Source organism: Paenibacillus amylolyticus (assembly GCF_001570725.1).
GTDB lineage: Bacteria > Bacillota > Bacilli > Paenibacillales > Paenibacillaceae > Paenibacillus > Paenibacillus amylolyticus_A.
Genome location: NZ_BCNV01000001.1, coordinates 2,087,519 through 2,103,353 on the forward strand (window position 1 = coordinate 2,087,519; position 15,835 = coordinate 2,103,353).

At 42.8% G+C, this 15,835-nt stretch carries 11 protein-coding genes and 1 pseudogene; 8 read left to right on the forward strand and 4 right to left on the reverse strand.

Annotated elements, in window-relative coordinates; translation table 11 throughout:
• Nucleotides 1-141: 141 nt before the first annotated feature.
• From PAHA3_RS09310 to PAHA3_RS30815, 3 genes and pseudogenes are all read left to right on the forward strand, one after another.
• Nucleotides 142-1,068, forward strand: a complete 927-nt coding sequence (locus PAHA3_RS09310) for an ArsR/SmtB family transcription factor (protein ID WP_062834482.1) — start codon at nucleotides 142-144, stop codon at nucleotides 1,066-1,068.
• Between the two features lie 268 nt (nucleotides 1,069-1,336).
• Nucleotides 1,337-1,675 (forward strand): annotated as a pseudogene (locus PAHA3_RS30810) (phosphotransferase); the annotation flags it as partial.
• Between the two features lie 104 nt (nucleotides 1,676-1,779).
• Nucleotides 1,780-2,043 carry a hypothetical protein gene (locus tag PAHA3_RS30815; RefSeq protein WP_235599497.1) on the forward strand — a complete coding sequence of 88 codons (264 nt, stop codon included), beginning with the start codon at nucleotides 1,780-1,782 and terminating at the stop codon, nucleotides 2,041-2,043.
• Nucleotides 2,044-2,145: 102 nt separating this feature from the next.
• On the opposite strand, the gene PAHA3_RS09320 is transcribed toward PAHA3_RS30815, so the two are convergent.
• The gene (locus tag PAHA3_RS09320) at nucleotides 2,146-2,997 is read right to left on the reverse strand and encodes an AraC family transcriptional regulator (protein WP_062834483.1); all 852 of its coding nucleotides are present in this window, start codon (nucleotides 2,995-2,997) and stop codon (nucleotides 2,146-2,148) included.
• A 175-nt stretch (nucleotides 2,998-3,172) separates the two neighbouring features.
• Between PAHA3_RS09320 and PAHA3_RS09325 the strand changes: the two genes are divergently transcribed.
• Both PAHA3_RS09325 and PAHA3_RS09330 read left to right on the forward strand, forming a co-directional pair.
• Nucleotides 3,173-4,579, forward strand: coding sequence for a family 4 glycosyl hydrolase (locus PAHA3_RS09325; protein WP_062834484.1), 1,407 nt, complete (start codon nucleotides 3,173-3,175; stop codon nucleotides 4,577-4,579).
• 374 nt (nucleotides 4,580-4,953) lie between these two features.
• Complete coding sequence (locus PAHA3_RS09330; protein WP_062834485.1) at nucleotides 4,954-8,736, forward strand: S-layer homology domain-containing protein; 3,783 nt, start codon at nucleotides 4,954-4,956, stop codon at nucleotides 8,734-8,736.
• A 260-nt stretch (nucleotides 8,737-8,996) separates the two neighbouring features.
• Here PAHA3_RS09330 and PAHA3_RS09335 read toward each other — a convergent pair whose 3' ends face one another.
• Entirely contained in the window at nucleotides 8,997-9,884 is an 888-nt protein-coding gene (locus PAHA3_RS09335) for a LysR family transcriptional regulator (RefSeq protein ID WP_062834486.1), read from the reverse strand.
• Between the two features lie 152 nt (nucleotides 9,885-10,036).
• On the opposite strand from PAHA3_RS09335, the gene PAHA3_RS09340 reads away from it, so the two are divergent.
• The 3 genes from PAHA3_RS09340 (at nucleotide 10,037) to PAHA3_RS09350 (ending at nucleotide 12,675) form a co-directional block, all read left to right on the forward strand.
• Nucleotides 10,037-10,783 (forward strand): acetoacetate decarboxylase, encoded by a 747-nt coding sequence (locus tag PAHA3_RS09340; RefSeq protein WP_082762754.1) that lies wholly within the window; start codon nucleotides 10,037-10,039, stop codon nucleotides 10,781-10,783.
• 14 nt (nucleotides 10,784-10,797) lie between these two features.
• A complete protein-coding gene (locus tag PAHA3_RS09345) occupies nucleotides 10,798-11,832 on the forward strand; it encodes a ketopantoate reductase family protein (RefSeq protein WP_062834488.1) in 1,035 nt (344 codons plus the stop codon).
• A 225-nt stretch (nucleotides 11,833-12,057) separates the two neighbouring features.
• Nucleotides 12,058-12,675, forward strand: coding sequence for a hypothetical protein (locus PAHA3_RS09350; protein WP_167350863.1), 618 nt, complete (start codon nucleotides 12,058-12,060; stop codon nucleotides 12,673-12,675).
• Between the two features lie 42 nt (nucleotides 12,676-12,717).
• Here PAHA3_RS09350 and PAHA3_RS09355 read toward each other — a convergent pair whose 3' ends face one another.
• On the reverse strand, nucleotides 12,718-14,436 hold the full coding sequence (locus PAHA3_RS09355; protein WP_062834490.1) for an AraC family transcriptional regulator: 1,719 nt from the start codon (nucleotides 14,434-14,436) through the stop codon (nucleotides 12,718-12,720).
• 170 nt (nucleotides 14,437-14,606) lie between these two features.
• Nucleotides 14,607-15,557 carry an ABC transporter substrate-binding protein gene (locus PAHA3_RS09360; RefSeq protein ID WP_062834491.1) on the reverse strand — a complete coding sequence of 317 codons (951 nt, stop codon included), beginning with the start codon at nucleotides 15,555-15,557 and terminating at the stop codon, nucleotides 14,607-14,609.
• Between the last annotated feature and the right edge of the window lie 278 nt (nucleotides 15,558-15,835).

The following is a 15,835-nucleotide window of genomic DNA, read 5'->3' on the forward strand; positions in this document are numbered from 1 at the left end:
GCAAAATCAACTTATTGATTTGTTATCTAATGTGTATCATAATGCTATTATATTGAGCAAGCTTATTCTACAGGGTTCGCTAAATAGCGAATTCTTAATCAATAATATATTGAATTCTAGAGAGATAGGGAAGTGAAGTTCATGATGCTTGGCACGGATTCCTCATCCTTGATCATATATGAGGCGCTCGCCAGCGAGGCCCGTTTAAATATCGTTCGCTTATTATTGCAAAACAGGGAGATGCATATCAATGCGCTTGCCAAAGAGCTGTATCTGAGCAAAGCTATCGTTAGTACACATGTGAGCAAATTACAAAAAGCAGGCATCGTAGGCAGTCGCATGAAGCGTGAGAATGGTGGAACGTATAAATACTGCTTTATTATGCAAGAATTTATGACTATTAATCTCTCTCCTGAACCAGTGGATGCTCCTTACCATGAAGTCTCTATTCCGGTTGGTCAGTATACGGATTACGAAGCTTGGCCTACCTGTGGCATTGCAACAACGACGCAAATGATTGGACAATACGACACGCCAGCCTGCTTCATGGACCCGGATCGGGTGAATGCGGGTATTCTTTGGTTGGCACGAGGTTTTCTGGAATATAAGATTCCCAATTATCTGAATGCAGAACAGCATCTCCAGGAAATTGAAATTTCACTCGAACTCAGTTCGGAAGCACCCCAAGTCAATGAAAACTGGCCGTCGGACATCCGCTTTTCCCTTAATGGCAAAAACCTGGGAACATGGACAAGCCTAGGGGACTTTGGGGATCGGAAAGGCAAACACACACCGCTATGGTGGAAATTGGACGTCAACCAGTATGGCGTGCTGAAGGTGCTGCGTATCAATGGAGAAGGGACGTTTATGGATGGACAGCGCATCTCGGATGTGCGTGTCCATGATTTGCAACTGGATTCTTCCACCTACTGGACGTTTGGATTAAGACCGGAAGAAGGGGTGCCCGGTCGAGGCGGACTTACGTTGTTCGGGAGAGGGTTCGGTAACTACGATCAGGACATTTTGATTCGGTACTATTACGAGGCTACAGCGTCGGAAAAGGAATAGAATAATCTGGAATCGTTACAGAGATTCCTTTTGTGGACATTGCAGTGCGGGAAACCGTCCCAACAATGTTTACTGGAAGAGATTATTATTAATTTTAACGAAGCTGTTAACATCAGCAATACACATGTACTGACGCTGGTACCCGAGCTGTTTCATCTAGAGGGTTACAATATTCAGCTTATTCCGCCTCATGAGGGTGGACGTAATGTGGTTTACACTTGCGAGCAAGAGGGGCGTGAATTGCTAATTCTACGGGTGTCTTTTTTATCTGACAGAAGCAGAGAACCATTATCAGTACCGGGGAGGTGTTCCACTTACCGAATACTATTATAATAGCGGCAAAATTCTGGGCAAAATGCATCAGCTGTCGAAAAGCTATGTACCCGTTCATCGCAGGTATCATCTTTTGGACAAATATAATGCAGAGTATATCGAGAGGTTGGTTCCTGAATCATTTTTTCTGCTCAGAAGCAAAATGGTGGAACTTCTCCAAGTGGTAAAAGAATTGGGGGCGAGCCAGGAGACATTTGGCATGATCCATTTCGATTATTATGACGGGAATTATTCGATCGATTTTGATACGGGACAGATCACGGTATATGATTTCGACAATTCCTGTTTTAGCTGGTACATGTTTGACCTCGCAAGTTTGTGGATAAACGGAGTTGGTTGGGTTCAATTTGAACCTGAAGCGGACAAACGTAACAGTTCATGGATGACTATTTCCAAACCGCGCTCGCCGGATACACATCAGAAACCCCGATTTCTGATACCATGCTGGAGAAGCTGCCTTTATTTATTCAAGTCAACCTTCTGGAGAATATTGTGGATCATTTTGAGGAAATGCAGCGTGCTGGCAAAGAACCGGAAGCTAACGAAGAACTGTTGTATCTCATTAAATGTCTGGAAGAGGATATACCATATAAAGGATTTTTCCATGAGATGTATTCAACTGAAGCTCCTTTTGAGTATTAGGAGCGCTGAAGGGACGCACATTACACTACGAATAATTAATGATCAACCAAAACAAAGAGGCAGCCGGATCGACCGGTTACCTCTTTGTTTCTCTGCGGCATGTTATTCGAATTTGGAAGGAGACACGTTGTAGAATTTTTTGAATGCTTTGGAGAACGTAAAGGGATCGGGATACCCCAGAAATCCGGCAATTTGCTGGATCGTATATTTTTTCTCGTACAGATAGTCTCTGGCCCGATTCATTTTGATCTGATTGATGTACTGCCCTGGTGTAATACCTAGAATTTTCTTGAACAACGAAATAAAATATTTCTCAGAAACGCCAGCAATAGCTGCAAGCTCGCTAACTCGGATGGCCCGATGCAGATTCGCATCCACGTATGGGAAGACATTCTGCAGAACCTCCAGACTTCCTTCGATTTTCCTCAGTTTTCGATCTTTCAGAAACTCACCGTGATACAGGCCTTGCTTGTGTAATTCAAAAATTTTGGCGATGACGAGAAGCAGAGAGGCTTTCAAGTAGAGTGGACTTCCGGAAGCGCCGCTACTCTGCTTGAATCTTCGATAGGACGAAGTGAACAGCATTGATTCCTCCTGAATCAGGTTGCCAGGTACGATGCCCGGGAGTTGAAACTCGCCGAGAATTCGCTTTTGCTCAGCGATGCTGAAATCAAAGTGCATGTATACGAATCGGCACAGCTCGCCGGTCGTGGAAGCAGTGTAAGGCATGTCCGGATAAAAAAACACCACGTCGCCCGGGCCCGCCATATGCTCGATTCCATCAATGGTAATCTTGACGGAGCCTGCTGTAATGAACCACAGATCATAATCGGAATGAGACTTGTGCTCCGTCCAATTGCTGTCGTGCGTTTGTTCCAAATAAGAGCTCATGCGAAGTGTGATATACTCCGAAAGTTCGTCAATTATACTCATATTTACAGTCTCCGGATGCATCTAATCCAACTCATCCTCTCTACTTTATGACATCCTTCATTTTTAGCTATCATAACAAAGGATTTATTTCTTGTTAACTATCGTACCATATGACATGTTTTGAAAACTATCACCCATTCTGATTTCAGCTCACTCACCTATAATGAACTTATATCGTTACGAGGAGGGGTTATTGATGAATGCTACAAGCACACAGCATCCAAAGGTAGTCGTTATTGGGGCGGGCAGCCTATTTTTTGGTCGTCAGTCCATCTGGCAGATGGTACACTCCCCATATTTAAATCAGGGAACGTTGGCTTTGGTGGATACGGACGAGGAACGGCTCTCGAAAATGGTAACACTGGCGGAAAGGGTTGCGCAGGAGAACAACGTATCCTTAAAGATTGAAGGCTCGGTGGACCGAAGACAGGTGCTTCCGGGAGCCGACTTCGTTGTACTCAGCTTTGCGGAGCAATCGGTGAAATATCGAGGGATCGACTGCCAGGTTTCTCTAAAGTATGGGATTCGCATGTGTTCCGGCGATACAATTGGCCCTGGTGGAATCTTTCGTGCGATGCGGGAACTGCCGGTTATCATGGAATGCGCCAAAGATATCGAGGAGTTATGTCCAGATGCGTGGGTGATCAATTATATTAACCCGTCTACCGTTCACGGCATCGCTTTACATCGTTATGCACCGAAGCTCAAATCATTTGCGTTGTGCGATAGTCATCATATGCCGCATAAGAAAGCCTATTATGCCGTACGAGCCGGCATCATTGGAGACAATAGCCAGTTCACGGAAGAGATCAACCTGAACTTCGATTTTCGCATCGCTGGTGTCAATCATTTCACTTGGTTGCTCAAAGCCGAGTATGAAGGAAAAAATGTGATGCCTACAATCGCAGAAGCCATGCACAAGCTGGCAGGTGATGAGAATAATGGCGGTGATCGCGGCGCAAAAGCTCTTTTTAACGATGCGATTACCTATGAACTATATGATATTTTCGGAATCATTCCCACTTGCACGGCGCATACGAAGGAATACGTTCGGTATTGGCAGGGTCTTGGCAAAACTGCGGACACCATCCCGCCATTATCGATCTGGGAGACAGAGGACAGGTATCAGCGCCACGATGAGATGTGGCAGCAGGTCGATAACTTCCTTACAGGAAACATCCCGATTTCCGATTACATGAGTACTTTTGGGCCGGATCATGCAACTGATATCATCGAGAATATGGTGGGGAACTTGGGCAAAAAATTCTTCATCAATACGCTCAATCAAGGCGCGGTAACCAATATGAATGCGGATTCGTTCCTGGAACTACTATGCGATGTAGATATGGATGGGGCGAAACCACTCCATGTAGGCGAGATGCCGCGTGGGATAAGAGGCATGCAAGAACTTGTACTGGATACGCATGAGCTTACGGTTGAAGCTGTTCTGGAACAGAGCTACGAGAAGCTGAGAAGGGCGATGCTCACCGACCCGCTCGTGAATTCCATTAGTGACGCGGACAAGATCATCCATGAATTGTTGGAACTGGAGCGTGAGATGATTCCGGACGTTTGGTACAAGGATAGACTGCAGTATAGCTAAGAATAGATAACGATCAAAGAACACGTCGGTTCCTTCCAAGGGACTTGTCGTGGGACAAGAACATGTTCCCATTAAAGTCGCTATATTAGCGGCTTTTTTATTTTATCGGTACAAGTTCTTGTACCGACCAGAGTAGACAAGAACTTGTACCAATACCGATTAGGCGTATATCTCATCGTTGTTTTGCGTTAATTCATTATGTTAACGGTCAGGTTCGTTGAAGCTCATTCACGCTGAAGCGCATCACAAGTGAATAAGAATTGTTGCGGCATACTACTTTAGTAGGACTATAATCTCCTTTAGTTGGCTTTAAAATGTCTTGGTAGACTTAAAGAAAATCTATCAAATAGTTTGTGGAAGGATGAGAGAACATAGTGCGGAAATATGCAAAGATTTTATTTATGTTTTTACTAGTTATTGTCCTGCTGATCAGTTCGTTTTCAAACGTATTCATTACATACGTATCAGCTGCTAGTACCGATGTGACAAGGGAAGTAGCTTCTCAATTTATTCAAAGTGTAGATATAAGAACAAAGGTAGGAACAATGTCAGGAGCTACACTTATTGATACACCTGATCTAGAGAAAGATACGGTACCGTTAACCTTAAAGGCAGATCAGGCTTTTCAGGCGGATCTTGCTCTCCAGCCAGATAAAGTTACTGTGCAAAAGAATGGAGCATTAGTTAATGGAACAGACATTGGGTGGACAATTACAGTAAACAAGGAAAATGTTGCTGTTAATAATGCAGTGCTCGTTGATATGATTCCAGATAGCCAGATTCTGAATGAATTATCGATACGAGTGAATGGAGGGTTACCACCAGGATCTGTAATAGATAATGGAAGCAGCTTATCTATTGCATTGGGCAATATTACAACGCGACAGGTCATTACCTTTACTACGTCATTAAAGGAAACAGCATTACTTGCGGCGCTAGAAGCAGGAGATCCGTCCATTCCTGTAAGGAATACCGCTTATCTTGAGCATGACGATAACGAGACAACGAATGTGGATAGTCCGAAGACGGTAACTATTCCACTCAATATTTTAAGTACATCGGGAAGCTATGATGCTACAACGACAGTGAATAATACAAAAAATATTACTTGGACGATTGTCGTGAATGAAGCCGAACTGGCATTCAACAATGCTATTATCAAGGATACGCTTCCTGCCGGGCTAACTTACATTGCTGGAACAGCAACTGTAAATGGTACTAGTGTTACTCCCGTAACAAGCGGCTCAGAACTTACCTTCAACCTGGGTAATATTACAAACGCGGTTACGATTACGTACGAAACTGAAATTGAGCCTGCTCGTTTCCAAACAAATGGCTCATATAATTTCATAAACGAAGCAGTCCTTACTTGGGATGGCCTTACTGGAACCGGAGTAGAAAAAAATGCTTCAGTAGGAGTTGGAAGTAACTTTTTCAACACGTCAGGTGCGGGTTATAACCGAGCGAACGGTGTCATTTCTTGGTCAATTGATATTAATAGTGAAAATATTAATTGGGCTGCACCAACGATTACGGATAGTATCCCAAGCACGCAACAGTATATTCAAGGCTCTGTTCGAATTGTGGATCATCAAGGTAGTGCTTATGCTGGCGGCGCATTTAACTACAATACTGGAACTTCAACACTTCGTTATACTTTTGGTTCTGCTATTAATTCACGATACACCATTACCTTTGATACAAAGCCAGCAAATACAGACAACATTACAGCTAACTTTATTAGCAGCTCTAGTAGTCACTTTTCAAACACAGCAAGCATTTCTAGCGGCACAATTACCCGTAATAGTACAGGCACGCAGAGCTATACAAGCAATGTGTTGAAAAAGGATGCAGAAGGCTATGATCTAAATGTAGCTGGGCGTAAGATTACGTGGAAGTTGACTGTCAATGAAAACGGGGCAACAACTCCAAGTGCACCGAAAGCAGGAACTGATCCTAGTTTGTACGCTGCTATTGCACTCCCAAATGTAAGTATTGTCGATACTATTCCAGCCGGACTTACCTTTATACCCAGTAGCGTCAGGGTACTTGATCGCAACAGTAATCCTGTCACGGGTCTGGTAACGGTAAGCGGAACAGATGTCGTAACCTTCGATTTTAATTCCAATATTACGGAGCAATACACGATCTACTTCGATACTGCCATTACGGATCTATCCAAATTCATATCACAAAATAGTACGTTGAATAATGGTAATTTTAATGTTAAGAATGAAGCGACATTAATCCATGATAAAACGACAAGATCCACTACTGATTCAGCAACTCAAACCGTCAGCAACCATATTGTAAGTAAAAAAGGTATTCCAACCACTAATGGAAATAAGTATATTGATTGGGTTGTATATTTGAACTCTAATGCAGTAAATCTTAATCAGCTGCTAGATGTTGATAGATTCTGGTTAATTGATAACCTGCAAGCAGGTCTTGAGCTAGATACAACAAGCGTGGAATTAATCGCATACGGTGGAGCAATTAACGTACCTGACAATTTACCAGCAAACGGAAATGATGGTTTAGGTGCAGGTACACCAGTACTACTTGATGGCTCTCATATTGTCTATGATGCTACCACTAGAGAATTTAGATTTAATATTCCCAATGATACGATTGATAAGGCATATAAGCTTTCTTTCCGTACGTATGTAACGGAAACGGTAGCCTCTGGATCTCGCTTTTCCAACATGATTAATCTATTTGGCTCTAAAGATAATGTTGCTGTTCCAATCAATGGTGCTTACCAGTCTAACGATTCACGCCAAGTAACGTTCTTGGAAGCTGGAAGCATGGGATACGGTAATCTTGGTAAATTAATTGTTAAACAGGCAGATTTAGATGATAACAACGTTAAATTATCTGGTGCAACCTTTGCCTTGTATGATCAATATGGGAATAAGGTTCAAGAAAAAGTAACCGTAAATGGAGAACTGGAATTCAATCGAATTAAATATGACTTGCCTTACTATGTTAAAGAGGTAGCGGCGCCAACAGGATATCTACTGAGTAGAAATGCAAGTGTGGACGGCACTCCAACAACTGTTACGCCAATAGGAGCTGTTGTAGAGAATGCCATTCCATTAACACTAACAGCTTCACATACTCCTAAGTATTTAGAATTAGTTTTTGCTAATGAAGAGATTAGTTCAACGGTGTTCATCAGCCCTGTGAGCGTAAACTTTGATAAGAAGGTATCTGCCCAAACAGACGTAAGGACAACGATGACGCTGAATGGTAACACATTAACAAGTGTCGCGAACGGTTTAACTTTGCTAACGTTAGGGACGGATTACACGGTTGTGGGCAACACAGTTACATTCCTGAAGGCGTACTTGGCGAGTCAGTCAGTCGGTACGACAAACTTGATATTCACATTCAGCGGAGGAGCAACACAGACGCTTGCAATCACGGTAAGTGAAACGACACCAGCACCAGGTTCAGGTTCTGCATCAGTACCAAGTTCAACACCAACACCAGAGCCAGCACCGGAGCCAGAGAAAGAAATAGGTTCAATTCCACCACCTAAACCATTCTACATTGATGGAGTTAATATGGATGTAATTAAAGCACTGGTAGCAAAAGCGAATTCTGCACCTGTAGTATCATTTAAGGATGTGCCGGCGATTACCCCAAATGCTAAAGCAATCGGGTTTGCGACTAAGCTTGGGATTATCAACGGATATGATGATGGTTCATTTCGTGCTCGTGCTACGATAACTAGAGCAGAGTTTGCATCTATGCTAGTAAGAGCACTTGGATTAACGTCAGAAGGTTCCCCCGAATTTAAAGACACTCAAGGTCACTGGGCGGCCAATGCCATTGCTGTATTAAAGACATTAGACATTGCTAAGGGTTACTTAGACGGAACATTCAAACCGGATCAGTCGATCACCAGAGCGGAAATCGTAGCTATGCTTTCAGAAGTAATGAACACTTCTTTTGTGAGAAACAATAAGTTCAAAGATGTTATAGGTCACTGGGCAGAGGCAGAGATTGGTACATTATCAGATATGGGGATTGTAAAGGGTACACCGGATGGTGTATTCAGACCGAATGCTAATGCTACGAGATATGAGTCGTTACTCATGATCTTACGTATGCTGAATGCCAGTCTTGATCATTCGCTAAACGTAGAATAGAGAAATAGCGAATGAAGATCCGATCGAACAGATGCTGGGTAAACTGGTGAACCTGAAATCTCATACTCTAAAATAGGCTTACGACCGATTCCCAATATTTTCACCTGGGAATCGGTCGTTTAAATTTAGACATTGATAATGTAGTTCATCAGCTGCAACTCTTGTCGAATCTCCGTTATAAAAGGGTTTCACACTAATATCTGCATAATATAGAGGAAGCAAAGTCTTTGTTTTTATCTTTTGTCATGTATCAAGAAATCCTACTCCACTTTAAACAAGCCAGCATGGTCTTCATAGTACGAAGTAATGAAATCACGAAATTCCCCAACAGCAGGAGATAACCATTTTTGTTTGACCCAGGAGAGGCTAATTGGATATATAGCTGAATCATCATCAATTTTTACATAACGTAACCCCAGTGCTCTACACACGGAGATCGGAAGTAATGCAACACCCTGATTAAGCCTGATAATTTCAAGCAGGGTATGAGAATCAACCTCAAATGCAAGGTTGGGCAGGAAGCCTGCTTTTTCACAGAGCATAATGGTAAATCGGCTGTACTCCTTATTATCGGCAAGGGAAATAAAGGGCTCATTTGCAACAACATTTAATGAGATGCTTGTTTCTCCGCCGTATGCATGATTCATGGGCACAACCAGAACAATATCCTCCTCGACCAGGACAACACTCTCAATCTCCTCATCCTGAATCGGATGCCCCGTAATGCCCATATGCATGTCGCCTTTCTTCAATCCTGTAATAATTTCACTACGAGTCCCAATACCTTGATGAAGCTTGGTTTCGGGGGAATCGTTGATATAGTCACTAATAAGTCCAGTGAGGAATCGGGTATTGGTAATCGAGATCCTGATCGTATTGGAGATCTGCTTTTCCTCCGCTTTAATCTCCATCTCTGCATTTTCAATTTCAATAAAAATCCTGTTCACATGCTTCAATAAAATTTCACCTGAGGAATTCAATTGAATATTTCGTCCTCTCCTATGAAATAAGGGGGTACCCAGTTCATCCTCAAGTCTTTTAATCGTCAAGCTTAGGGAAGGTTGAGCAATATTCAATTGCGCAGCTGCCTTAGAGATATGTTCAGTATAGGCAACGGTCTGAAAGTATTTGAGCTGTAGTAATTCCATTGATCTGCACTCCTTATTTATTCTGATAAATATATATAGTACTTATTATGTATTATATTAAATTTAAATATTGATGTAGAATTTTTTTATGAGATACAGATCAAATTTTTATATAACAAAACTTAACTAAATTTATGAGGTAGGTGTCTTTGATGAAAATCGATGTGAATAACATAGCTAAAAATCTGAATACACCCCTAACGGCTCCGGCATACCCGATGCCACCGTACAAATTCGTGAATCGTGAATACTTGAATATTATTTACCGAACCGATGAAAAAGCGTTGCGGGCAGCCGTGCCAGAGCCTCTGGAAATTACGGAACCTTTGGTTAAATTTGAAGTGATGTGGATGCCGGATGTTTCTGGGCTGGGTGCCTATACCGAAGCTGGACAAGTTATCCCTGTGCAATTTAATGGAGAGGAAGGCGATTATGTGCATTCGATGTATGTAGACAATTTCCCCGCGATTGCGAGTGGTCGAGAGCTCACCGCCTATCCGAAAAAGCTGGGGGCACCCAAGTTATATACCGATTCGGATACACTTGTTGGCACACTTGATTATGGAACACTGCGTGTAGCTACGGCAACGATGGGCTATAAACATGTGGAGATGGATAAGGAGCTCGCCAAACGTGAAATATGCCGACCTAATTTTATGATTAAGATTGCTACGGACTATACCGGGAATTTAAGAATATGTGATCTGATCCGTACTCAAATTACGGACATCGAAGTGAAGGAGGCTTGGACAGGACCTGCCCGGCTTCAACTGTTCGAACATGCATTGGCACCTCTTGCAGATCTGCCTGTGTTGGAAGTGGTGTCCGCTTCTCATATCCTTACGAACCTAACCTTAAACGCTGCACAACCTGTATATAACTATCTGGAAGAGAAATAAGGAGGAAAAATAAAATGAGAATTGCAATTGTAGGGGCAGGTTCTTTGGGAACCATCGTAGGTGCATACCTTGCAGATGGCGGACTTGACGTTGAGTTAATTGATGCATATCAGGAACATGTAAATGCTCTAAATCAGACAGGTGCTAAAGTAACGGGTACCACAGAGTTTCAGGCCAAAGTAAAAGCCATTAATCCTGATCAAAAATCAGGACAATATGACCTCGTGTTACTTTTAACCAAACAACTATATAATGATTCCATCCTTCAGGAACTACTTCCATTCTTGAAAGAAGACAGTATGGTGTGTTCCTTGCAGAACGGGATTCCGGAAGAAAAAGTGGCGTCCATCGTGGGTGAAAAAAGAGTTATCGCTGGCTCCGTTGAATTTGGCGCTACGTTCATTGAACCAGGTGTATCAAGTCTGACTACCGAGTATACTCAATTTAAACAGTATGCTTTTCAGATTGGCGAATTAAATGGTGAAATCACCGAACGAATTCAACGCGTGAAATCGGTGTTGGATCTTGTGGGCGGAACACATATTTCCGATAACCTGGTTGGAACCAAATGGTCCAAATTGTTGATTAACAATGCCTTCAGTGGTTTATCGGCTGCATTGAATGGTGAGTACGGGGACATTATTGATCATGAAGCCGGCATAGTTAGTGCAGCTCATATAGCGGACGAAACGATTAAAGTTGCTCGCGCCAATGGAGTGACATTGGTTAAAATGAATGGATTCGACATCGCTTCACTTGAACTGAACAGCGAAGAAGACATCCCTGAACGGGTGAAAACTCTACGTTACGTGATGGAGCCCTCCAGACTGCTCAAAGCAAGCATGCTTCAAGATCTGGAGAAAAACCGCAAAACGGAGATTGATTATATTAACGGGATTGTGTCAAGCAGAGCAAAAGGTACCGGTATTGCGACACCTTATAATGATTTAGTTGTACAACTGGTCAAATCTGCTGAAGAAACTCAAACCGTTCCTGATTTTGACACGAATATTAAAGCTTTTGAAGAACTATTAAGTGCACCAAAATAAATTCAACTATTCCAACTGAAAGTCGCTAATATAGCGGCTTTTTTGTTGTATCCGAAAATCTTGTCAGGCTTGATTTTATGAGGGATAGAATATTCTTCGTAATTTTTGTTTCCTAATATTATACAAAAAGAGGAATTGAATTTGGTATAATATAGACTTGCTGGTTATTTTTCTAATAGAAGGAGATTCATTATGAGGTACTCTTGGTGGGAATTCGGGTTTTATTTGGTTGTATTGATGTTTGTCTTGTTTATGCAAATAAACGAATATCCTTTATTTCTGATTATGGGGGTTGTAGTCGTTACCATTCTTATCGCATTTATTAAGCATGTTTTTTATCCTTTAGTATTTGATAAGCGTATAGATCGTCTAGAGTCCTTTTTATCCGAGCAGCAAAATACACCTGGGACATACATTATTTATGTTCTTGCGAACAGACTTGATGATGAGGCAGAACTAGTCATGGAGCAAATTATGCAGAAATATAAACGGAAATCGACGCAGGCCTCGTTCAAGGCAGCTTATGGATTATATCGCAAAGATATGTTTGCTATTCGGCAAGCTGTACCTCATATTGGATTATCGGACTACCGTACATATTATGAAACCATTTTACTCTTGGAAGACGGGAGAAGTGATGAGGCACGGGAAAGACTTCAATCCATTAAGAAAAAGTGGATGCGATCAACATTGCTTGCCTATATTGAACTCAAAGCAGAAAACCGCAATACCGCCATCCAGCACGCACATGCAGCACTTAACTCTTCCAGAGGTGTTGATCGTTATGTTTTATATAAGGAATACGAAAGAGTATTACCAGAAGTTGTTGGACACTTATCGTAAAATGGTAAAAATATTATAAAAAAATAAACCGTGCTCCACGGTTTATTTTTTTTCATTTGCTGGCACAAGGGCCAGTCTATCCTTAGCAAAAATAGAGGGTAGAACCGTCAATAACCTCTCACGGGTAAGGGGATCATCGTAGTTCCAGCCAGCTTCTACTATATGTACTTTACTGGGTGCCAGCATTCCAACCAAACTTTGGAGCGTAGAAGGGATATGTACATTCATCTCCTCCTGAGGTACCATCACGAAGTTTCGGTCTCCAGTGTATTGCGTGATTTTATTAAAATCGATTTGTATCCACGGTCTGCCATCAACGATCAGCTGATTTACGGATTCAGTGGGTCGAAAGCCAAGTGATTCATACACGGTAGCGGCAAATCCCGTCTGTCCCATAACATATATATTCTTGCCTAGCACCAGATAGACAGTAGCTCGTTCTCCAGCAGTATAATCATCCGCCAATTGTCGCCGGATCCTCCTGACACTATCCTCATAGCGGTCGATCCACTGTTCAGCCGTTCTGCTTCGACCGAAAAGACCCGCAATATAACGAAGACGCTCAAAAGTGCTGGTTGATTCGCGATAGACGATGGTTGGGGCAATGGCATCCAGACGAGGTAACTGCTGCTCACTATAGTTGCCTAGCAGTATAAGATCAGGCTTCAGCAGGGAGACTTGTTCCGGTGCGCCTTGCAGTCCAATGTCCGGGATGTGATGCAGTTTGTTTCGATATATGACTTGTGATTTCATTGTAGTTATACCCGCGCCGACTGGGTGGATACCGATAGCAAGTAACTCACCAAGGGTATTGGTACCTGTGGCCACGATTCGTACAGCCGCATCAGGGAGGGAAATCTGCCTGCCAAGGGAATCGGTGATCGTTCTTTGCCTGGTCCGTCTTAGTATATTGGCGTATTCCCGTGGAGGGTGTCCTGTGAGTTGATGAAAGCGCCGACTGAAATAATATTCATCTTTAAAACCGACTTGTCGGGATATTTCACGTAAGGTCTCGGTAGAGCTGGACAGTAGCCTTTTAGCATGCTGGACCCTGAGCTCTGTCAGGTAGTCCGTCGGCTTCTTACCTGTCATCAACTTAAACAATTTGCTATATTGCCATCGAACCATCCCGGCCATTTCGGCCAAGAACTCTACCGTCAGATCTTCGTAATAGTGCTGTTCCATATATCTGAGTGTACGCTGTACCGCTTGATCACTTTGCACTGGCGGAGGAGGGCTTTCCAGCTGAGCCATCAGGCCAAGTATCAGTTGCAGGCGAGCCTGAGTAACTGCTAATTTTGAATGATGAGTAGGAGGGTATTTTTTCTCCTGCAACCGATTTTGCTTGTTGGATAGCAAAAGGGATGGAACTACCCAGTCCTCTCCTGCCAATGCCAATTTTATAGTAGAAAGAGATAGCCTGTAAGGAAAGCCCAGAATAAGAGGAGGGCAAGCCGGAAGCAGAGTCAACTGATCCACCTGAAAAGCAAGAAAGGTCAACCGAGCTACATGCGCTTGCTCTTTTATCGTTTTAAGTATGTAGGATTGCTGAGTAGGGAGAAGAATACAACTACCTTGGCTCAGATCTTGCGAAATGTTGTTCGTCAACAGGCGAATTCCATGATCCAGAGTAATAAGCAGTGTGTATTCATTGGCATCCTTGCTCTTAGTTGATGGATTATGATGATTGGTTTCCTCAAGTGGTGTGAGTTGAAGCAGATCACGCTGCTGCAGTTGGATGTATAGGGAAGCCATTTGCATTCGGGAGCACTCCAATCTAGTGATAACAATTCTCAATTACTAGTTTACCACATTTTACACCTTAGAAAATGTTTCGTTGCAGACCTTATTACACGCAGTACAAATTTACAAAATCAAAAAATCCTCCATAGCCCAAAGGGGGTGGAGGATTTCGACGTTATCAAGCGTTATTATTGATTCATCCATTTTGGCAATTCATCAAGCAATTGCTCCAGTGCCAGCAGGTTGTCGGTATTCCATTCGGCTGATGCTGTGTAGACGTGTCCTTGCTGAACGGCCGGCAACGTTTTCCACAAAGTGCTTTGTAACAAGCGTTCAGATTCAGCTCGGCTTTCGTCATTATCGAGCGTTAGGACAAAGAGATGATCTCCTGCATAGTCCGGCATTAGTTCTTCCGAAAGTTGGACAAATGTTTGGTCCTTGTCGATAATATTTTGCTGAATTGCTGGCGGAATTGCAAATCCGTGCTCTTGATACAAGACTACACCCAAGGAACGATTGCCCATCACATAGAGCTGTTTACCTAACTGCAAGAAGATGGTCGCTGTCTCGCCCTCAGCCACATTCAGCTTGTCCCACATCGCTTCCGCTTTTGTATCAAATCTGCTAATCCATTGCTCTGCCTCATCCTGTTTGCCAAAAATGTTGCCAAGCTCACGTACGCGTTCTGTAAATGGCAACGCCGAGTTGAACGGAATGGTAGGCGCAATCTTCGAAAAAGCAGCGTTCCGGTCAGCATCTTGGTTATAACCATTCAAAATCAAGTCAGGCTGCAAGGCCGTAATTGCCTCCAAATCACCAGGGTTCCCGACATCTTCAATACCTTCTAATCGGTCTACAATATAGCTTTCGGAAGCATGGACCAGATTTGCTCCTACGACTTGGAGATCCATTGCCAGGAGATCTCCAAGGGTTGAACCAAGATAGATCACTCGTTGTGGTTGAGTTGGTATTTCAGTTACTTCGCCTGTTTGGGTTGTATAGCTTTTTGTCGTTTGCTCGTTGGTCTTCACAGGTTCTTGCGAAGAGGTGCTCTCCGAACGGCTGCATGCTGCAAGGACGGATAGAAGAAGGAAGCATGCTCCCCATATGAATAGGTGTTTCTTAATTGTACTGTTCATCATTGTTTCCCCCTGAATTCTCTTTTCTCATTGATAACCATTATCAATTACAACGTAATTATAGGTGCCTTTTCAGCGGCTTACAATGAAAAAAACGCAGTGAATTTATTTGTACAAATGTCAATGCGTTCATCTATTTGTTCGTTGCATTATTTTCAATCCGCAGATGCGCTGTCATCGGAGTAGGCGTGATCAAAAACAGCTTGCTATATAAGGAATTAATAACCGTTGGATAATAATGACATTGACAACTGCAGGTTTTTCCAAAATAATAGAAT